The organism is Pseudomonas viridiflava (assembly GCF_001642795.1).
Taxonomy (GTDB): domain Bacteria; phylum Pseudomonadota; class Gammaproteobacteria; order Pseudomonadales; family Pseudomonadaceae; genus Aquipseudomonas; species Aquipseudomonas viridiflava.
Window position 1 is genome coordinate 196128 of record NZ_LKEH01000026.1, and the last position, 20718, is coordinate 216845.

Here is a 20718-nt window from a genome sequence, read left to right on the forward strand (position 1 = left end):
GGATGAATCCTCAAGACCCGACACGCCACCAACCCGCCCAAGACCAGCACGACAACGTTGCCGAGCCGCTCCCGACGCCGCTTCGATTCGAGGCCGGTGAAGGTGACGAACACCGACATACCCACGGTTCGATTGAAGCCGTTCTGGAAACAGCCGGTTTCAGAAAAGACGAAATCCGCGCCATCCATTACGGCAACTGGTTGCGTGACTATTCACAACTGGTCGATCCCAAGCTTGTCCGCGCACCTGACATGCCCAAGCGTTTCCCTGACCTGCTGTCTCGCGAAGCCCTCACGCAAATCGTTGACGTGCTGGCCGTGAAAGCTTTCACCGACCTGATGAAAATAGACCGGTCGCGCTTCATCGTGACACCGCAGCGGCTGGGCGTATATCGCGCCGCCGAACACATCGACAACCCCAGGGCCATCAACCCTTCCCCCGCCAACCCCAAAGCGCGTGACGCTGACTTCGACGACTGGACGCTGCCCGACGATCCCATTTTGCAGGTCGATCCCGAGACTTCCATGAAACGCTACCTCCAGCGTTCGGTGGATCTCATGGCGGCAGATCTGGACATCGCCGTAGAGGCGGGTCCGTCCTCCACAGACGGGCTCAGGGCAATGGGCGCCGCATTGCACATCCTCGAAGACTTCTTCGCTCATTCCAACTTCGTCGAACTGAGCCTGATCAAGCTGGGCCATACCGATGTGCTGCCGTGGACGTCGGAAGCCGATTGCAGGCACCGTCTGCCGTTGGTGACGGGAAGTTTCGGCGGCAGCGACATCATTGCCAGCCTTGCAGCACCGCTGGGCAAGATACTGTTTCCGAACAAGGACAAGCCATTCGAAGCCTTGCAGCCGGGCGTTCGCTATGAACGCGACCAGATCATCCAGATTCTGCTCGGCGAGCACCCGGACGAAAACCTGCTTCGGGCCTTTGAGGAATTTCTGAAGGCACGTGACGGCTGGGCGCTGCTGCCCTTTTCCGAGCAGGTTGAACGCTTCTATGCATTCATTGCGACACCCGGCCGACTACTTGGCAATGCCGTGGGCAGCGTCCTGCTGGGGCTGATGGCAATGCTTGGCAACAGCATCGACGATCTCCAGACCGGGCTTGGCGATGACCCTCATACCAACGGTTCGACAGATCCGTCCCACTCGCAACTGGCCAAGGACCACGCCGAACACCCCTTGCACGAACCGGCTGCGCTGCTGGCCAGGCATGCCGTGCTTCAGGTTGGACAGGCGGTACTGGGCCAGTGGCACTCTGCAGACGAAACCGAACATCCTTCGCAGGTCGCTGCGCGGTTCTTCGCTCACGCCATGGACACTTACTGGCAAGACACGCTGGTGCGGGAATGGGCCGATGCCCATCCTGAACAGGTCAGACGCGCGACGTTGAAAAACGAACTGGATCAGCTTCATCGTCATATCCAGAGTCATGCGTCCGAAGCGCTGCAGCAATTCGAAAACAGCAGTGACAACTTCCTGGATACCTTCTTTAAAAGCACGTCGCTGTCGGACCTGTGGAAAAAGATCACCGGCAAGTAAGATTTGTCCCTATCCGACCAAGTGCGGCACTATCGTGTTACATCTTTTGTCGACACTAGACGTGTCAACACTCAGCACGGTCATTGCCGCACTTCGTGAGGGATCCATGGGACACACCATCTTCAAACCGTTGCTACTGACCACCGCCCTGCTGGCCTGCGCACCTCTTGCTCAGGCAGCCACCACACTGGTGTATTGCTCGGAAGCGAGCCCGGCAGGTTTCGACCCCAGTCAGTACACCAGCGGCACCGATTTCGATGCCTCGGCTGAAACCGTTTTCAACCGCCTGACGCAGTTCAAGCGCGGCGGCACGGAAGTGGAGCCAGGGTTGGCAACCCGTTGGGACGTGTCGTCCGATGGCCTGACCTACACCTTCCACCTGCGCGAAGGTGTGAAATTCCACACCACGGACTATTTCAAACCGACCCGCACCTTCAATGCCGACGACGTGCTGTTCACCTTCAACCGCCTGCTGGACCCGAACCACCCGTTCCGCAAGGCCTACCCTTCCGAATCGCCGTACTTCACCGACATGGGCCTCAACACCACGATCAAGCAGGTCGAGAAGGTTGACGCCAATACCGTCAAGTTCACGCTGAACAACATCGACGCGGCGTTCGTACAGAACCTGGCGATGAGCTTTGCTTCCATCCAGTCTGCCGAATACGCTGATCAGTTGCTCAAGGAAGGCAAGGCGCAGGACCTCAACCAGAAGCCTGTCGGCACCGGCCCGTTCGTGTTCAAGCGTTACCAGAAAGACTCGCAGATCCGTTACACCGGTAACACCGAGTACTGGAAACCCGAAGATGTGAAGATCGACAACCTGATTTTCTCCATCAACAGCGATGCCGCCGTGCGTCTGCAAAAGCTCAAGGCCGGCGAGTGTCAGGTCAGTGGCTACCCTCGCCCGCAGGACATCGAGGAAGTGCAGAAGGATCCGAAGCTCAAGGTATTGAGCCAGCCGGGCTTCAACCTCGGCTTTCTGGCGTACAACGTGACTCACCCACCGCTCGATCAGCTCAAGGTGCGTCAGGCGCTGGACATGGCCATCGACAAGCAGGCCATCATCAAGGCTGTTTACCAGAGCGCAGGCCAGTTGGCCGAAAACGCACTGCCGCCAGCCCAGTGGAGCTATGACCCGACGATCAAGGACGCTCCCCGCGACCTGACCAAAGCCAAACAGTTGCTCAAGGAAGCAGGCGTGGCGCCGGGCACTAAAATCGATCTGTGGGCCATGACGGTTCAGCGCGCCTCCAACCCCAACGCACGCATGTCGGCGCAGATGATCCAGTCCGACTGGGACAAGATCGGCATCAAGGTTCGGATTGTCAGCTATGAGTGGGGCGAATACCTCAAGCGCACCAAGAACGGCGAACACGATATTTCGCTGATCGGCTGGACCGGCGACAACGGTGACCCGGACAACTGGCTCGGCACGCTGTACAGCTGCGCCGCCATCGGCGGTAACAACTACTCGATGTGGTGCGACGAGAAATACGACGCGCTCATCAAAGCCGCCATTGCCACGACAGATCGGGAACAACGCACCGACCTCTACAAGCAGGCGCAGCGTTATCTGAAAGAGCAGGTACCGATCACGCCAATTGCCCACTCGACGGTCAACCAGCCGTTGCGCAAGGAAGTGGAAGGTTTCCACGTCAGCCCGTTCGGTCGTAACAACTTCTCGGGCGTCAGCGTCACCGAGTAACCCGTAAACAGCGATATCGCTCACCGCCACTTCTGGCGGCGAGCGATTCATCTGCGCCCAGAACATATAACAAGGCGGGGCCTTAAACCCTGCATCACCAAAGCCAGAACTCAAAAAACTGGCGTTTATAAAAGTAGTAAAGGGAGCTGTACATCGTGAAAACAACCAGCACTGCATTACTGGCTCTATCCCTCTCGTCGTTCGGCGCGATGGTTCAGGCAGAGCCCGCCAGCCAGACGTTCGTACCGACCGAGCTGAGCACCAAGAACGCTCAGGCTGAAGCCAATGGCTTTTTTGAAGATCAGCATCTGACCGGCACCACACGTAACTGGTATGCCAATGAACTGCGTCGTCGCGATAGCACGTTCGGCTACACCGATGACGGCGTGAGAAAGCAGACGCCGCGTCGTATCAACTGGCAGCAGGGCACCATCGTCAACTACACCTCGGGCTACACTCAGGGTACTGTCGGTTTCTCTACCGAGTTGGCGCTATACAACGCCATCGCGCTGGACCGTGACACTGGCGACTTCGCAGGCAACTCCAACCGCACACTCGCTGACAGCGACGGCGATGCAGTAGGCCAGTGGAGCAAAATGGGTCTGGGCAACGTCAAGGCCCGTGTTTCCAACACTGTGCTGACCATGGGTCGCCAGTCTGTCAACACGCCGGTCATCGCCTTTATCGGCAACCGTGCGCTGCCTTCCAGCTTCCAGGGCTTCGCAGTACAGAGCGACGAGTTCAACAACCTGTCCCTGCAGGCTGGCAGCTTTGATCGCGTTTCCCCTCGTATGGAACAGAGTCTGGACAAGTTCCGCTCCGAGTACGGCGATCGCAGCAAGACCGCTGACCGTCTGGACATGTTCGGTGGTGACTACAAGCCAACCGACAGCCTGACCGCAAGCTTCTATGCCTCGAACCTCGAAGACTTCTGGCACCAGTACTACTTCGGCTTCACCCACGAACTGGGTGACAGCAAGGTTTTTGCCCTGAGCAGCAACCTGAACTACTACAAGACCAAAGATGCGGGTCAAAGCAAACTGGGCGCGATCGACAACGACACCTACAGCTTGTCCTTCACCGGTACGCATGAAGCCCACAGTGTGAGCATCGCCTACCAGGAAGTCGCGGGTAACGAATACTTCGACTACGCCCACGACACCAACGCCATCTTCCTGGCCAACTCCCTGCTCTCGGACTTCAACGGCCCGAACGAGAAGTCGCTGCAGATTGCCTATGTATTGAACATGGCCAGCTACGGCGTGCCAGGCTTGAAATTCAACATCTACCAGGCTCGCGGCTGGGACATCGACGGTACTCATTACAAGGGCACCGGCTACACCGACGTCCTGGCAATGGACGGCGAAACCCACTACGGATACGGCATCGGTACTTCGTATTCCGTACAATCCGGCCCGCTCAAGGCCACCGCGATTCGTGCGACCTACACCACTCACCGCGCCAGCGAGAACCAGGCTGATGGCAACATCAACGAGTTCCGTCTGGTGACCACCATTCCGTTCAACATTCTGTAAGTGATCGGGAAACGGCGACCGGCATGACGTCGGTCGCCGTTTCGCATTGCATCAAGGAGGCTTCTATTGAAACTGCTATCGCTCCGCGCTTCGATCGCCATTGCGCTGCTCAGCGCTGCTGCATCCGTCTCGGCCAAGCCGCTGGTGGTCTGCACAGAGGCCAGCCCTGAAGGTTTCGATATCGCGCAGTACACGACCGCCGTCACGGCAGACGCCTCGGCAGAAACCATTCTCGAACGTCTGGTCGCCTTCACCCCCGGCACGACTGACACGGTTCCCGGCCTCGCCGAGAGCTGGGACATCAGCGCCGATGGCCTGACCTACACCTTCAAGCTGCGCAAAGGTGTGAAATTCCAGACCACCGACTACTTCAAACCCACCCGCGAAATGAACGCCGACGACGTGGTCTGGAGCTTCCAGCGCCAGCTGGACCCGAAGCACCCGTGGCACGCACTTTCGCTGGTCGGTTACCCTTATTTCGAGAGCATGGACTTCCAGAACCTGCTCAAGAGCGTCGAGAAAGTCGACGACTCCACGGTGAAATTCACCCTGACGCGCCCCGAGTCGCCGTTCCTGCGTGACCTGGCCATGCCGTTTACCTCGATCTACTCCGCCGAGTACGCCGACCAGTTGCTCAAGAGCAACAAGACCGGCGAATTCAACAGCAAACCCATCGGCACCGGTCCGTTCATCCTGACACGCTATGCCAAGGATGCTCAGGTCCGCTATAAAGCCAACCCGGATTACTGGAAAGGCAAGGTTCCCAGTGAGGCGCTGATTTTCGCGATCACGCTGGACAACAACACGCGCCTGCAAAAGCTCAAGGCCAATGAATGTCAGGTTGCGCTTTATCCAAAACCTGACGATATTGCCAACATCAAAGCAGACCCCAATCTCAAGATCGACGAGATGGAGTCCATGATGACCAGCTATGTGGCGATCAACACTTCGCACAAATACCTGAGCGACGCTCGCGTGCGACAGGCGATCAATCTGGCGTTCGACAAGAAGTCCTACATCAGGGCGCTGTTCGGCGAAGGCAAGGCCACTGAAGGCGTAGGTCCGTACCCTCCGACCATGATGGGCTACGACACCGAGAGTCAGCCCACGCCTTATGACCCGGAAAAAGCCCGTGCGCTGCTCAAGGAAGCTGGCGTACCCGAGGGTCAGGTGTTTACCCTGTTCGCCCGTAACGGCGGCGCGGTGACCAACCCCAATCCGATGGTGGGCGCACAGATGCTCCAGTCGGACCTGGCCAAGGTAGGCATCAAGCTCGACATTCGCATCATGGAATGGGGCGAAATGCTCAAGCGCGCCAAGAAGGGCGAACATGACATGGTCTTCGCAGGATGGGCCGGCGACAACGGCGACCCGGACAACTTCCTGACACCCAACCTGAGCTGCGATGCAGCGAAGAATGGCGAGAACTATGCACGCTGGTGCAACAAGGAATTTGAAGCGGCAATCACCGAAGCCCGGAAAATTACCGAACCGAGCGAACGGGCTGCCCTCTATAAGCAGGCTCAAAAAGTGTTCAATCAGGAACAGCCCTGGATCAGCCTGGCTTATCCGAAGCTGTTCGTGGCAATGCGCAAAAATGTCGAAGGCTTTCATATCAGCCCGCTGACCAATAACAACTTCACCACGACCGGGGTGAAGTAGAAAAAACCACCGCCTGCGCTCCACAAGAGCAAGGGCGGTACGCCTGACCGGCTGATGAGGTACACCACAAGATGTTTAGTTTTATTGCCCGCCGGGTGGGGTTACTGATCCCTACCTTCTTCGGCATTACCCTGCTGACGTTCGCACTGATCCGTCTGATTCCGGGCGACCCTGTGGAAGTCATGATGGGCGAGCGCCGGGTTGACCCGGAAATGCACGCCCAGGCCATGGAACGCCTTGGCCTGAACAAGCCGCTCTATGCCCAGTACATCGATTACATCGGCAAGCTCGCCCAGGGCGACCTCGGTGAATCGTTGCGTACGCGCACCAGCGTCTGGACCGAGTTCACTTCGCTGTTCCCGGCAACCCTCGAGTTGTCGCTGGCAGCCCTGATCTTCGCGGGCGTCCTCGGGCTTTTGGCCGGGGTGATCGCCGCACTCAAGCGAGGGTCCCTGTTCGACCATGGGGTCATGGGGATTTCCCTCGCCGGTTATTCCATGCCGATCTTCTGGTGGGGCCTGATCCTCATCATGTTCTTCTCGGTGTCGCTGGGCTGGACGCCCGTGTCCGGGCGGATCGACCTGCTGTACGACATTCCGCCAGTGACCGGCTTCATGCTGATCGACACCCTGCTCAGCGATGAGCAAGGCGCGTTCCTCGACGCCCTTCATCACCTGATTCTTCCGGCCATCGTGCTGGGTACCATTCCGCTGGCGGTAATCGCCCGGATGACCCGTTCATCGATGCTCGAAGTGCTGCGTGAAGACTACGTGCGTACCGCAAGGGCCAAGGGCCTGTCGCCTGCACGCGTGGTGTTCGTCCACGGCCTGCGCAACGCGCTGATTCCGGTCCTGACCGTTTTCGGCCTGCAGATCGGCACCTTGCTGGCCGGTGCGGTCCTGACCGAAACGATCTTCTCCTGGCCGGGTATCGGCAAGTGGCTGATCGAAGCCATCGGCGCCCGCGATTATCCGGTCGTGCAAAACGGCATCCTGCTGATCGCCTGCCTGGTGATCCTGGTCAACTTCGTGGTGGACATACTCTACGGCTTTGCCAACCCACGCATCCGTCACCAGCGCTGAGATCATCGATATGAGCACACCTACTCCTTCGGTAGCAGTCGATCAAAGCCTGCTTTACCCGTCCCCGTACAAAGAGTTCTGGCAAGCGTTCTCCAAGAACAAAGGTGCCGTTGCCGGCCTGATCTTCATGATCATCATCGTGTTCTGCGCGCTGTTCGCCCCCTGGGTTGCGCCGCATGACCCGAGCGAGCAATACCGTGACTTCCTGCTGACCCCGCCGGTCTGGCTGGAAGGCGGCCAGTGGCAGTTCATCCTCGGCACCGACGAACTGGGCCGCGACCTGCTGTCGCGCCTGATTCAAGGCTCGCGCCTGTCGCTTCTAATCGGCCTGTCTTCGGTGGTCATGTCGCTGATTCCCGGCATCCTGCTGGGCCTGCTGGCGGGTTTCTTCCCGCGCATTCTGGGTCCGTCGGTGATGCGCCTGATGGACATCATGCTCGCCCTGCCCTCGCTGCTGCTGGCGGTTGCTATCGTGGCGATCCTCGGCCCTGGCCTGATCAATACCGTGATCGCCATCACGATTGTCTCGCTGCCGTCCTATGTCCGTCTGACCCGCGCTGCGGTGATGGGCGAACTGAACCGCGACTACGTGACCGCTGCACGTCTGGCCGGTGCAACCCTGCCGCGCCTGATGTTCATCACCGTGCTCCCCAACTGCATGGCGCCGCTGATCGTTCAGGCCACCCTGAGCTTCTCGTCGGCGATTCTCGATGCTGCGGCACTGGGCTTCCTGGGTCTTGGCGTACAACCGCCGACGCCTGAGTGGGGCACCATGCTTGCCTCGGCCCGCGATTACATCGAACGCGCCTGGTGGGTCGTGAGCCTGCCCGGTCTGACCATTTTGCTCAGCGTGCTGGCAATCAACCTGATGGGCGACGGCTTGCGCGATGCGCTGGACCCGAAACTCAAGAACGCCGCCTGAGGAGATTCGTATGTCACTGCTTGAAATCAAGAATCTCAACGTTCGCTTCGGCGACGCCAAGGCCGTACCCGTCGTGGATGGCCTGTCCCTGAGCGTCGATAAGGGCGAAGTTCTGGCCATCGTAGGCGAGTCGGGTTCGGGTAAATCCGTGACCATGATGGCGCTGATGGGCCTGATCGACGCACCCGGCATCATCACCGCCGACGCACTCAACTTCGACGGCAAGGACCTGACCAAACTCAATTCCCGCCAGCGTCGCCGCATCATCGGCAAGGATCTGGCGATGGTGTTCCAGGACCCGATGACCGCGCTGAACCCCAGCTACACCGTGGGTTTCCAGATCGAAGAAGTGCTGCGTCAGCACCTGGGCATGTCCGGCAAGGCTGCCCGTCAGCGCGCTCTGGAACTGCTGGAAAAAGTCGAGATCCCCGGCGCCGCTGCACGCCTGAATGCTTACCCGCATCAGCTGTCTGGCGGTATGAGTCAGCGCGTTGCGATCGCCATGGCGATTGCCGGCGAGCCGAAACTGCTGATCGCCGATGAACCGACCACTGCATTGGACGTCACTATCCAGGCGCAGATCATGGAGTTGCTGCTCAGCCTGCAGAAAGAGCAGGACATGGCGCTGGTGCTGATCACCCACGATCTGGCAGTTGTTGCCGAAACCGCTCAGCGGGTCTGCGTGATGTACGCGGGTCAAGCCGTGGAAGTGGGTCAGGTGCCCGGTCTGTTCGACGTACCGGCGCATCCTTACAGTGAAGCGCTGCTGGCAGCGATTCCCGAGCACAGCATGGGTGCCGAGCGTCTGGCGACGCTGCCGGGCATGGTGCCTGGCCGTTACGACCGTCCGCAAGGCTGCCTGCTGTCGCCGCGCTGCCCTTACGTGCAGGACAACTGCCGCGTACAGCGTCCGGCGCTGGATCCCAAGGCCCACAGCCTTGCGCGCTGCTTCTATCCCTTGAATCAGGAGGTGGCGTGATGAGCGTCGTACTTACCGCCCGCGACCTTACCCGTCACTACGAAGTCTCGCGCGGCCTGTTCAAAGGCACGGCGCTGGTGCGCGCGCTCAATGGCGTGTCTTTCGAACTCGAAGCGGGCAAGACTCTGGCTGTGGTGGGCGAGTCCGGTTGTGGCAAGTCCACACTGGCCCGCGCACTGACCCTGATCGAAGAGCCGTCTTCCGGCTCGTTGAAAATTGCCGGTCAGGAAGTGGCTGGCGCCAGCAAGTCCGAGCGCAAGCAACTGCGCAAGGACGTGCAGATGGTGTTCCAGAGCCCGTACGCCTCGTTGAACCCCCGGCAGAAGATCGGTGATCAGCTCGGCGAACCGCTGTTGATCAACACCAACCTGTCTGCCAGCGAACGCCGCGAGAAAGTGCAGGCGATGATGGCTCAGGTCGGTTTGCGTCCCGAACACTATCAGCGCTATCCGCACATGTTCTCTGGTGGTCAGCGTCAGCGGATCGCACTGGCACGGGCGATGATGCTGCAACCGAAAGTACTGGTGGCGGATGAACCGACATCGGCACTGGACGTGTCGATTCAGGCTCAGGTGCTGAACCTGTTCATGGACCTGCAGCAGGAATTCAACACGGCCTACGTGTTCATCTCGCACAACCTGTCGGTGGTGCGTCATGTCGCCGATACCGTGCTGGTGATGTATCTGGGTCGGCCTGCGGAAATGGGTCCCAAGGAAGAGATCTACAACCGTCCGCTGCACCCGTACACTCAGGCGTTGCTGTCAGCGACCCCGACTATTCATCCTGATCCGCTGAAACCCAAGATCAAGATCGTCGGCGAGCTGCCCAACCCGCTCAACCCGCCAAGCGGCTGCGCCTTCCATAAGCGCTGCCCTTACGCGACAGAGCGCTGCGCCACCGACGTGCCGGAACTGCGTCTGGTGGACAACCGCCAAGTGGCCTGTCACTACGCGGAGCAGTTTGTCGCAGCGTGATTCTGCCTTGTAAAACGGTGTGCCTGCTCTGAGCCCATCGTTTTACCCAAATCACTGGATAAACACACGCCCTGTGGGAGGCGGCTTGCCGGCGATGCAGTCGACGCGGTATGTCAGGAAAATCGCGTCATCGTTCATCGCCNNACAAGCCGCCTCCCACGGTCCGTGTTTGCTGCGCGGCAGCGCTACGTCGAAGACGTGGTGGCGTCTCCTACGGGTTCTGCATCAACCAGCAGACCTCAATACACATCCCGCCGATACCGCCCCTGCTCCACCAGCTCGCTGACGGCTCGTTCGCCGAGCACTTCGTTCAACACGTGATCCACACCTGATGCCATGCCCTGCAAGCTGCCGCAGATGTAGATCGCTGCGCCCTCATCCAGCCATGCTCGCAGGTCTTGAGCAGCCTCACGCAACAGATGCTGCACGTAGACTTTCTCTGCCTGATCCCGCGAGAACGCCAGGTCCAGCCGTGCCAGGTCACCCGACTCCAGCCAGCCTTGCAGCTCTGCGCCGCAATGAAAATCATGCTCGCGATTGCGCTCGCCGAACAGCAGCCAGTTGCGCGCCTGGCCTTGGGCGATGCGCGCTTTCAAGAGGCTGCGAAGCCCCGCGAGCCCGGTACCGTTACCCAGCAGGATCAGAGGAATCGGCTCGGCAGGCAGATGGAAGCTGCTGTTGCGACGCAGGCGCAGACTGATCGCGCTGCCTGAGGCGGCATGCTCCGTGAGCCATCCGGAACCCAGGCCCAGGCTGCCGTCGGGATGAATCTCCTGACGCACAATAAGTTGAAGGCGCTTATCTTCGGGAATCGAGGCGATGGAGTATTCGCGTGCGGACACCGGCACCAGCGCATCGATCAGCGCCTGAGCGTGAAAGCCCACCAGATGAGCCCGATGTTGCGGCAACTGACGGGTTGCCAGGGCCTGAACAACCGGCTCCAGCAAGCCGTCCACATTGACCTGGGTCGCGGGATCGATGCCCAGCCCGCCGATAAAATTCCGTACGCTTTCCTCACTGTTGCGCGGCAATATTTCGACCAGATCACCTGCCTGCCAATGCATCGTGCCGGGAGCGACAAGGTCAAGCAGATAAACAGCCGAGCCGCTGCTGCCAGGGTTCAGGTGCTCGCGCCGGGCCAGTGTCCAGTGCTCGAACACAGGTGCCTGCCAGAGCGCTGTTGGTGTGCTGCCGGTCAGTTGTCCAAGGTGTTGCTGCCACTGCTGCAAGGCAACAGGGTCGGCGCTGTCGACCTCGACCGGGGCAAACAGGGTGCTGCCGCCACGCTCGGCCAGCCAGTCATGCAAGCGATGAGCGAAACCGCAGAAATGCTGATACTGCCGATCACCCAGCGCCAGCACGGCATAGTTGAGGGTTTCCAGCGACAGCGGACGGCCCAGCAACTTGCGTTCGAAACCACGTGCACTGTCCGGTGCTTCGCCGTCACCGAAGGTACTGACCACAAACAGGGCGTTGCGGCTTGCACTCAGGTCCTGCTCGGTCATGTCACCGAGCCGCTGCACCCGCACCGGCAGACCCGCTGCCTGCAACTGTCCCGCCGTCTGCCAGGCCAGTTGCTCGGCAAACCCGCTCTGACTGGCGAACCCGATCAACCATGCGTCAGCGTCAGGCGCAGAACGGGTCGATACATCACCTCGCGCAGCCTTGACCTGCCGCTTCTTGCGTCGGCGATCCAGATACAACAGCCAGCCGGTGATGAAAAACAGCGGCATCATCAACGACGCGACCGTCATGACGATTCGGCCGACAATGCCAAAGTAGCTGCCGACGTGCAGTGCGTAATTACTGATCAGTAATTGCGCGCCCAGACTGCGTTCGGCATAACGCGAAACCGAACTGACCGCGCCGCTTGCAGGATCAAGAGTGACGCTGTTCAGGGCACGCGGATGAGGTGAATCCTTGAGCAGGTAGAACACCGTGGTCGGCTGACCGCCCGCTGACGGCAGACGCAGGTTATAGGCCGACAGCTCAGGACCAGCAGTCTTTTGCAGGCTGTCCCAGATCGCGACATAATCCACCATCAATGGCGCAGGCGGCGAATCCTTGCTCATATTTACGCCACGACCACCACCGCCTTTGCGTTGCTCGGCCGGTGCATCACCCAGCAGCCGGTTCAGGCCATTGCTGACCCAGTCGTACGACCAGCTCAGACCGGTGATGGCGAACAGCAGATAGAACAGCAGGCACCAGGTGCCGAAAACCGAGTGCAGGTCCCAATTGAAGCTGCGTCCCTTCTTCGCCCAGTCCAGCGTCAGCCAGACACGCCAGTTCAGCGCCTTGCGCGGCCAGCGCAGGTACAGACCAGACAGACAGAAGAACACCAGCACCAGCGTACACGCCGCCGTGACCTGCTTGCCCACTTCGCCCATGGCCAGAAAGCGGTGCAGTCGCAGGATGAAGTCGAAGAATTCCTCACCGGCTCCGTCGCCTTTCAGCTCGCCGGTGTAAGGATCGAAATTGCGCTTGGGGCCGCGACGCTCGCCCGGTCTGGGCGTGAAAAATACCTGAGCGACCCGGTTGCCGATGGTCTCGACTCGGAGGATGGCGACGGTCAATCCGGTCGCCGACTCCAGACGGCGAACCAGTTCAACAGGCGGCAGGGTTTCGCCCTGCGGCTGGACCAGCAGCACGTTCGGATTGAGCGCATCGAGAATTTCGTCCTCGAACGAGTACAGCGCGCCGGTGATGCCCATCAACGCCAGCACCAGCCCTGCGGTGATCCCGAAGAACCAGTGCAGCTGAAACAATACCTTTTTCAATACTCGCTACCCTCACCCGCCTGCCCGGACGCCCACCTTGATACCTGAAGGCGTCGCCTGTCTTGTCTGTCTTCATACGGCGCTGCGGCCTTATACAGAAAAACCCCGCCTACCGAAATAAGCGGGGTCTGCCTTGCATCGCTTCCTAGAAGTGGAAGTTGGCGCTCATCAAGGCGGTGCGGCCAGCGGCGACGTGCGCGTAGTGGGTCTGGAACACTTGATCGAAGTAACGCTTGTCGGTCAGGTTCTGGACGTTGAGCTGCAGGTCGACGTTTTTCGTTAATGCGTACGTGGCCATTGCATCGTAACGCCAGTAGGACGGGACTTCGACCGAATTGGCTTCGTTGCCGAAACGGGAATCGACGTACGTGGCGCCACCGCCAACGGTCAGCTTGGGCATCAACTGATACGTGGACCACAGGTTGAAGCTGTTACGCGGAGTATTGGGCATGTGATTACCCTTGTCCGCCGCCAGCGTGGTCTTGACCAGTTCGCTCTCCATGTAGGTGTAACCGCCATACACTTTCCAGCGGCTGCTCAGGTTGCCCGCGTAGGTGAACTCCACACCCTGAACGCGCTGTTCGCCGTCGAGTACCTGAAAGGTGGTGTTGTCCGGGTCGGTGATTCGCGCATTGGTCTTGTCGGTGCGGAACAGGGCTGCGGTCAGCGACAGGTCGTCACCGAAGAAATCCCACTTGGTGCCCAGCTCGTAGTTGCGATTCTTTTCCGGGTCGAGGTTGGCGTTGTTGGCCGCCAGTTCAAGGCCACCGTTGCCGCTGGTTTCACCGGACGGGTTGCTGGACGTGGACAGCGCAGCGTAAATGCTGCCGTTTGGAGCAGGTTTGTAGACGACACCCAACTGGTAATTCCAGAGCTGGGTGGTCTTCTGGCGATCGAAGTTGGCCGCAGGCGTTGCGCCACGTGCCGTCGCAAAACCGCTGGAGCGCGTGTCGTAATGGTCGTAGCGCAGGCCCATGTTCACCGACCACTGCTCATTGAGGGTCAGGGTGTCGAACACATAGGCGGCGCTGGTCTTGGTGTCGGTATCGGTGTAGGCCAAGCTGTCGGAAATCCGCCCGTTCCAGGCATCTTTCGGCGAAGGATCCGCAAGGCTGGTGCAGTCGCCGGACCTGAACAGCGCAGCCGAGCAGGTGCTGGCAATCGCGCTGCCGTTGGCATTGGTGATTGTGTAAGGACGGTTATGCGTGTCCTGATAGGAGAACTCGACGCCGGTCACCAGACTGTGGCTGATGAAGCCGGTGTCGAACTTGCTGGTCAGGTCGGTCTGGTTGACGAAGCCGCTGGACGTGGAGTTACGGCTCTTGGCCGAACGCGACACGCTGCCATTGGCGACGTTGCCTCGGCTGTCATCCGGGTTGGTGACCACATAATCCAGGGTTGAGCGCGACATGCGGAAACTGTTGGAGAGCGTCACGCTGTCGTTCAGGTCGTGCTCGATGCGCACGGTGCCGCTGTCGTTGCTGCTCTTGCGATAGTCGCGACCTGTCAGACCGTAGAAGTTGCTCTTGTCGACGCTGGCCGGCTTGTCGACGATGTACTTGCTGCGGCCCGGCGTGGACGTCAGCGGGATGCCGTAGTCAGGCATGTCGTCGGTTTCAAGGTGGTAGTAATCCACCTTGATGCGGGTGTCGGTGCCCAGACCGAATGCAAACGAAGGCGCCACGCCCCAGCGGCTGGTCTCGACGTTGTCGCGCCCGGCGACATTGGCATCGTGCTTCATGAGGTTCAGGCGAAACGCCGAGGTGTCGGTCATCTGCTGGTTGACGTCCAGCGTGTAGCGCTGGGTCTGGTCGGAGCCAAAGGTGTAGCCGCCGTTATAGGCATTACCCAGATGAGCGCCCTTGGTGATCAGGTTCAGGCTGCCGCCGGTGGAACCCGCACCTGTAAAGGCAGAGCCTGGGCCTTTGCTGACTTCAACGGATTCGATGTTGAAAATCTCGCGGGACTGGGCTGCCACATCGCGCATGCCGTCGACAAACACGTCACTTTCAGCGTTGAAACCACGAATGATTGGTCGGTCGGCCGCCGGATTGCCGCCCTCGCCTGCGCCAAAGGTAATGCCCGGCGTGGTGCGCAACGCTTCGGTCAGCGTGGTCGCGCCCGTGTCACGGATGACCTGCTGAGGGATGACAGTGACGCTTTTCGGCGTGTCGCGCAGCGGTGCCGTGTACTTCTTCGAGGCCGACTCTTCGGACTTGTAAGAGGCATCAGCCTGCTCACCGTTGATGTTCGTCGCCCCCAGCGACAAGGCCTTTTCGTCTGTGTTCTCAGCGGCGTGAACCATGTGAGCAGCAGACATCGCCGCGATGGCGACCCCGACCGCAGAAGCAATCGAGCGTTGCGAACCCGCATGAAGCGACAGTGTTTGACGTGACATTGTAAATCCTCCCCCAAGGCAGTCGAGGCGGCGGAATATAGTGCAAACACGTATCGGTAGCAATTGAGATACATTAACATTTACGAAAATATATTATTTCTGCACATCCTCTTCACAAAGCTTTCACAGAAGATTCGATTCAGCCTCAAACAGCCATATACAGAGGCAATGGGAATCACTACCATTCGCAACCTTCTACCTTTCGGTGCTCTTATGCTCCTTCACATCCCTGGTGTCTTTGATCGCGATGAAGTCGCCCGCATCCGTGAAGCACTGGAGCAGACCGACTGGGCGGATGGAAAAATCACTGCCGGATTCCAGTCGGCCAAGGCCAAGCACAACCTGCAGTTGCCTGAAGCGCATCCGCTGGCGAGGGAAATCGGTGCAGCACTGCTCGAGCGGTTGTGGCGCAATCCGCTGTTCATGTCTGCGGCACTGCCCCACAAGATTTTCCCGCCGCTGTTCAACTGCTATCGGGAAGGTGGCAACTTCGACTTCCACATCGACAATGCGGTACGTCAGCCGCCGGGTGGTGCCGAGCGCGTGCGCACCGATATTTCGTCCACGCTGTTCTTCAGTGATCCCGATGATTACGACGGTGGCGAACTTGAGATTCAGGACACCTTCGGCACAAGGCAGAACAAACTGCCCGCCGGCGATCTGCTGATCTACCCGGCCACCAGCCTGCACAAGGTCAACGCCGTGACACGCGGCGCACGTTACGCCTCGTTTTTCTGGACTCAGAGTCTGGTGCGCGAAGACAGTCAGCGTGCCCTGCTTTTCGAGATGGACACCGCCATCCAGCAGCTCACCCTGGATGTGCCCGATCACCCTTCGCTGATCCAACTGACCGGCACCTATCACAACCTGCTGCGCCGCTGGGTCGAGGTCTGACCATGAGCTGGAACCTTGCCCGCAAGGAATGGCTGAACATCGACGATCTAAGAGCAATGCTCGAAGAAAGCCCGGCGCAGGCAGCCAAGGCGATTCTCGCCGCTGCCGCTCAGGGCAACGTCGAGGCTCACGCGCTGTTGGGCCAGATCCTGCTCGACGGCAGCGGCATTCAGCGTGATCAGGCGCTGGCCATGACCTGGTTCAGGATCGCCGCCAATCAGGGCCACTCGATGGCCCGCAACATGCTGGGGCGCTGCTTCGAGCACGGCTGGGGTTGCGCGCCCGATCCAGTGCAGGCGGCGCTGCATTACCGGCTGGCTGCCGAACAGGGACTGGATTGGGGGCTCTACAACCTGGGCAACCTGCTGGCAACGGGACGCGGCGTCGAACAGGATCACCGACAGGCCATGGACTGTTATCGCAAGGCCGCCAATCTGGGGCACGCCAAGTCGACGAACCTGTTGGGGCGTTATCTGGAAGAAGGTGTTACGGGGCACCGTGACCTGTCAGCGGCGCACGAGTGCTACAGACGATCGGCCGAGGGCGGGGATTTTCGCGGTCAGTTCAGTCACGCAACGGTGCTGGCAGAAAGCGGGGATATCGAACAGGCGCTGGGCTGGCTGAAAAAGGCACTGGCGGGAGGGAATCTGAATTTTCTGAGGGTGGGACGCAAGGTCCTGCTTGATGCGACGCATCCGGACATTCAACGCATGGCCACTGATTACTTTCAGCGCGCCGCCGCCATCGGTGACGAATCGGACCGGATGGCGTTGCGTGACTTCTCTGCCCGACCTGCCTGAAGCGCGGATCACTTCAGACAGGCCAATCGGCAAACTGCTTACAGGTAGAAAGCCTTCAATGGCGGGAAGCCGTTGAATTCCACTGCGCTGTAGCTGGTGGTGTACGCACCGGTCGACAACCAGTACATGCGGTCACCGATGGCCAGGTTCAGCGGCAGGCCATACTTGTAGTTTTCGTACATGATGTCGGCGCTGTCGCAGGTAGGACCGGCGATGACCACTTCTTCCATCTCGCCCTTTTTCTCGGTCCAGATCGGAAACTTGATGGCTTCGTCCATGGTTTCGATCAGGCCGGAGAACTTGCCCACATCTGTGTAAACCCAACGCTCGACGGCAGTACGCGACTTGCGCGCAACCAGTACCACTTCGCTGACCAGAATACCGGCGTTGGAGATCAGCGAACGGCCTGGCTCCAGGATGATTTCCGGCAGGTCATCACCGAAGTCTTCCTTCAGGAAGCGGATGATTTCCTCGGCATAGGTTTCCAGGCTGTTGGTACGGGTGATGTAGTTGGCCGGGAAGCCACCACCCATGTTGATCAGCTTGAGCACGATGCCGTCTTCTTCTTTCAGACGCTCGAAGATCACTTTGACCTTGGCAATCGCGGCGTCCCAGACGCTGATGTCGCGCTGCTGGGAACCCACGTGGAACGAGATGCCGTAAGGCACCAGACCCAGGTCGCGGGCCAGGATCAGCAGGTCCATGGCCATGTCGGTCTGGCAGCCGAATTTGCGCGACAGAGGCCAATCAGCCGTGGTCGAACCTTCGGTCAGGATACGGACATAGACTTTCGAGCCCGGTGCTGCCTTGGCGATGTTGCGCAGGTCGGCTTCGGAGTCGGTGGCGAACAGGCGCACGCCCTTCTCGTAGAAGTAGCGGATGTCCTTGGACTTCTTGATGGTGTTGCCGTAGCTCATGCGATCCGGGGTCACGCCGCAGCTCATGACCTTGTCCAGCTCGTAGATCGACGCGATGTCGAAGCTCGAACCCTTGTTCTTCAGCAGCTCGATGATTTCGACTGCAGGGTTGGCCTTGACGGCGTAGTAGACCTTGGCGAAATCGAAGCCTGCGCGCAGGTCATCGTAGGCCTTGCTGATGATGTTGGTATCAATGACCACGAAAGGTGTTTCTTGCTTNGTCAGCGAACGCCTTCATTTTCTTGAAGGTTTCGGCTGCGTAGTAGTCTTCGACATTGATCGTCATGCTGCTGGAACTCCTGTCTGGCAAACGGAATTGGTAAATGGGTGCAAATGAACGTCCTCCGTATCCCCACTTTGGTTCGCCTACTTCCCAAGGCATGTCGCCGAAAGCAAAAAGGCCACTGAAGGGCTTGCCTTCCTGGCCTTGCTGTCTCGTCGTCAGTACTTGAGCCGGATGGATCGTTTCCAGCATGGACGTTCGGCGCGAACTTTAGGGCGTGAGGGGGCTGAGATCAACAAAAAATGTCGCGTTTTTGCACGTTCTCGGCAGACGGTTGGCAATGATCGCCGTTATAACCGACCCTGATGACAGGCTGATGTTCATCGAGTCAGGAACAGACATGCGCTTCATTGTCGGCAAACGCATAAGGAACGGGCGGCCGAAGCCGCCCGAATGGCGAGGCATGAACCCCGCAGGCGACGACAGTCAGACCACAAGATCAGCCGGCGACACAATGCTGGTCTTCATGCCACGCGAACGACCCGAACTCAGGTAAGCCGCGATCGACTCCTGGGTCACTTCACCCAGGAACACGTTCTCGGCATCCAGCACCGGCAGCCACGAGCGGTTGAACTCGTACATGCGCGACAGCAGGATACGCAAGTGCTCGTCGTACGCGGCCGTGCCGTTGAATTCGCGCAGGAACTGGGCGCAGGTGCCCTGCTGACGGTGCAGGTCGCGACGGCGGACGTAGCCCATTGCCTTGTTTTCGCTGTCGGTGACGACGATGTAGCGACGGTCGTTTTCGTCCATCACTTCCAGCGCATCGGCCACCGGGGTTTCCGGGCTGACCGATGGTGCGTTGTCGGCAGCGTCTTCGGCCTTGACCAGCAACAGGCGCTTGAGGGTGCTGTCCTGGCCGACGAAGCTGCTGACAAACTCGTCTGCAGGGTGCGCCAGCAAGGTGTCCGGGTGATCGATCTGCAGCAGCTTGCCGCCACGGAAGATCGCGATCTTGTCGCCCAGTTTGATCGCTTCGTCGATGTCGTGGCTGACCATGATCACGGTCTTGTTCAGCGCGCGCTGCATCTCGAAGAATTCGTTCTGGATCATCTCGCGGTTGATCGGGTCGACCGCACCGAACGGTTCGTCCATCAGCAACAACGGCGCGTCGGCCGCCAGTGCACGGATCACACCGATACGCTGCTGTTGGCCACCGGACAGTTCACGCGGGTAGCGATGCAGGTACTGCTTGGGTTCCAGCTTGATCATGCTCATCAGTTCGCGGGCACGATCATGGCAACGCTGCTTGTCCCAGCCCAAGAGCTTGGGCACGACCACGATGTTTTCTTCGATGGTCATGTTCGGGAACAGGCCGATCTGCTGGATCACGTAACCGATGTTGCGACGCAGGGTCACTTCGTCCAGGTCCGTGGTGTCTTCACCGTTGATCAACACCTTGCCGGAAGTCGGCATGATCAGGCGGTTGATCATTTTCAGCGTGGTGCTCTTGCCGCAGCCCGACGGACCGAGGAAAACGCAGATCTCGCCTTCGTTGACGGTGAGGCTGACCGAGTCGACAGCCTTCACTTCTTTGCCGTTGCTCTGGAAAGTCTTGGAGAGGTTCTGAAGTTCGATCATTTGAGGAGTCCTTTTGGAGTCAGCGAGCGTTGCAGCCATTGCAGGAGCAGGTCGGCGATGATGGCCAGAATGCTGACCAGTACCGCGCCGACGATCAGCATCGACATATCGCTGCGGCTGATTGAAGCGAGAATGAGTACACCCAGACCACCGGCGCCGATGGTCGCGGCGATGGTCATGACACCGATATTCATCACCACGGCGGTGCGCACACCGGCGAGGATGACGGGCACGGCAATCGGCAGCTCGACCATGCGCAGGCGCTGGCCGAAGGTCATGCCGATGCCCTTGGCGGCTTCGCGAATACCCGGTTCAACACCCGTCAGGGCAAGGTAGGTGTTGCGCATGATCGGCAATAGGGAATAAAGGAACACAGCGGTGATGGCCGGCATCGGGCCAAGGCCCTGGCCGAACTTGGAGTAGAACGGCAGCAGCAGGCCGAACAGGGCAATCGACGGCACGGTCAGCAGCACGGTGGCGCTGGCCTGCAGCGGACCTGCCAGCACCGGGAAGCGCGTCATCAGTACGCCCAGTGGCACACCGATAAGGATGGCCAGGGTCACCGCAATGCCGACCAGCGTGATGTGCTGCCAGGTCAGTTGCAGGACCTGAGCCCAGTCCAGATGGGAGAAGGCGCTCAAGAAACTCATATC

14 protein-coding genes and 1 pseudogene are annotated in these 20718 nt (G+C 59.6%); 10 read left to right on the forward strand and 5 right to left on the reverse strand.

All coding sequences use genetic code 11. The annotated features are described in order from the left end of the window. The first annotated feature begins 2 nt into the window (after positions 1-2). The 8 genes from AO065_RS13785 (at position 3) to AO065_RS13820 (ending at position 10412) form a co-directional block, all read left to right on the forward strand. Positions 3-1550, forward strand: coding sequence for an HET-C-related protein (locus AO065_RS13785; protein WP_004883122.1), 1548 nt, complete (start codon positions 3-5; stop codon positions 1548-1550). A gap of 106 nt (positions 1551-1656) precedes the next feature. Next, positions 1657-3258: an ABC transporter substrate-binding protein gene (locus AO065_RS13790; RefSeq protein WP_063921071.1), complete on the forward strand. Its 1602-nt coding sequence runs from the start codon at positions 1657-1659 to the stop codon at positions 3256-3258. 155 nt (positions 3259-3413) lie between these two features. After that, complete coding sequence (locus AO065_RS13795) at positions 3414-4793, forward strand: OprD family porin (RefSeq protein ID WP_004887869.1); 1380 nt, start codon at positions 3414-3416, stop codon at positions 4791-4793. Positions 4794-4859: 66 nt separating this feature from the next. Further along, a complete protein-coding gene (locus AO065_RS13800) occupies positions 4860-6455 on the forward strand; it encodes an ABC transporter substrate-binding protein (protein WP_004887870.1) in 1596 nt (531 codons plus the stop codon). 71 nt (positions 6456-6526) lie between these two features. Continuing rightward, positions 6527-7537 (forward strand): ABC transporter permease subunit, encoded by a 1011-nt coding sequence (locus tag AO065_RS13805; protein ID WP_004887871.1) that lies wholly within the window; start codon positions 6527-6529, stop codon positions 7535-7537. 10 nt (positions 7538-7547) lie between these two features. Continuing rightward, a complete protein-coding gene (locus AO065_RS13810) occupies positions 7548-8459 on the forward strand; it encodes an ABC transporter permease subunit (protein WP_004887873.1) in 912 nt (303 codons plus the stop codon). Between the two features lie 10 nt (positions 8460-8469). Next, the gene (locus AO065_RS13815) at positions 8470-9438 is read left to right on the forward strand and encodes an ABC transporter ATP-binding protein (protein WP_004887874.1); all 969 of its coding nucleotides are present in this window, start codon (positions 8470-8472) and stop codon (positions 9436-9438) included. Then, entirely contained in the window at positions 9438-10412 is a 975-nt protein-coding gene (locus tag AO065_RS13820; RefSeq protein WP_004887877.1) for a peptide ABC transporter ATP-binding protein, read from the forward strand. Before AO065_RS13815 ends, AO065_RS13820 begins: the two co-directional genes overlap by 1 nt. 239 nt (positions 10413-10651) lie before the next feature. On the opposite strand, the gene AO065_RS13825 is transcribed toward AO065_RS13820, so the two are convergent. Both AO065_RS13825 and AO065_RS13830 read right to left on the reverse strand, forming a co-directional pair. After that, complete coding sequence (locus AO065_RS13825; RefSeq protein ID WP_004887879.1) at positions 10652-13192, reverse strand: sulfite reductase flavoprotein subunit alpha; 2541 nt, start codon at positions 13190-13192, stop codon at positions 10652-10654. Positions 13193-13337: 145 nt separating this feature from the next. Further along, on the reverse strand, positions 13338-15590 hold the full coding sequence (locus tag AO065_RS13830; RefSeq protein WP_004887881.1) for a TonB-dependent receptor: 2253 nt from the start codon (positions 15588-15590) through the stop codon (positions 13338-13340). Between the two features lie 213 nt (positions 15591-15803). Between AO065_RS13830 and AO065_RS13835 the strand changes: the two genes are divergently transcribed. Continuing rightward, on the forward strand, positions 15804-16484 hold the full coding sequence (locus AO065_RS13835) for a Fe2+-dependent dioxygenase (RefSeq protein ID WP_004887882.1): 681 nt from the start codon (positions 15804-15806) through the stop codon (positions 16482-16484). Positions 16485-16486: 2 nt separating this feature from the next. After that, positions 16487-17284 (forward strand): tetratricopeptide repeat protein, encoded by a 798-nt coding sequence (locus AO065_RS13840; protein WP_004887884.1) that lies wholly within the window; start codon positions 16487-16489, stop codon positions 17282-17284. A gap of 38 nt (positions 17285-17322) precedes the next feature. On the opposite strand, the pseudogene AO065_RS13845 reads toward AO065_RS13840, so the two are convergent. The 3 genes and pseudogenes from AO065_RS13845 to AO065_RS13855 form a co-directional block, all read right to left on the reverse strand. After that, positions 17323-18487: pseudogene (locus AO065_RS13845) on the reverse strand (type III PLP-dependent enzyme). A 423-nt stretch (positions 18488-18910) separates the two neighbouring features. After that, on the reverse strand, positions 18911-20065 hold the full coding sequence (locus AO065_RS13850; RefSeq protein WP_004887890.1) for an osmoprotectant ABC transporter ATP-binding protein OsmV: 1155 nt from the start codon (positions 20063-20065) through the stop codon (positions 18911-18913). Continuing rightward, positions 20062-20715 carry an ABC transporter permease gene (locus AO065_RS13855; RefSeq protein WP_004887891.1) on the reverse strand — a complete coding sequence of 218 codons (654 nt, stop codon included), beginning with the start codon at positions 20713-20715 and terminating at the stop codon, positions 20062-20064. The genes AO065_RS13850 and AO065_RS13855 overlap by 4 nt, the downstream gene beginning before the upstream one ends. Positions 20716-20718: the final 3 nt, after the last annotated feature.

Excerpts from the sequence above, each read along its gene's own strand:
- AO065_RS13785 (WP_004883122.1), top strand. The coding sequence starts at position 3 with ATGAATCCTCAAGACCCGACACGCCACCAACCCGCCCAAGACCAGCAC.
- AO065_RS13790 (WP_063921071.1), top strand. The coding sequence starts at position 1,657 with ATGGGACACACCATCTTCAAACCGTTGCTACTGACCACCGCCCTGCTG.
- AO065_RS13805 (WP_004887871.1), top strand. The coding sequence starts at position 6,527 with ATGTTTAGTTTTATTGCCCGCCGGGTGGGGTTACTGATCCCTACCTTC.
- AO065_RS13810 (WP_004887873.1), top strand. The coding sequence starts at position 7,548 with ATGAGCACACCTACTCCTTCGGTAGCAGTCGATCAAAGCCTGCTTTAC.
- AO065_RS13815 (WP_004887874.1), top strand. The coding sequence starts at position 8,470 with ATGTCACTGCTTGAAATCAAGAATCTCAACGTTCGCTTCGGCGACGCC.
- AO065_RS13820 (WP_004887877.1), top strand. The coding sequence starts at position 9,438 with ATGAGCGTCGTACTTACCGCCCGCGACCTTACCCGTCACTACGAAGTC.
- AO065_RS13830 (WP_004887881.1), bottom strand. The coding sequence starts at position 15,590 with ATGTCACGTCAAACACTGTCGCTTCATGCGGGTTCGCAACGCTCGATT.
- AO065_RS13835 (WP_004887882.1), top strand. The coding sequence starts at position 15,804 with ATGCTCCTTCACATCCCTGGTGTCTTTGATCGCGATGAAGTCGCCCGC.
- AO065_RS13840 (WP_004887884.1), top strand. The coding sequence starts at position 16,487 with ATGAGCTGGAACCTTGCCCGCAAGGAATGGCTGAACATCGACGATCTA.
- AO065_RS13850 (WP_004887890.1), bottom strand. The coding sequence starts at position 20,065 with ATGATCGAACTTCAGAACCTCTCCAAGACTTTCCAGAGCAACGGCAAA.
- AO065_RS13855 (WP_004887891.1), bottom strand. The coding sequence starts at position 20,715 with ATGAGTTTCTTGAGCGCCTTCTCCCATCTGGACTGGGCTCAGGTCCTG.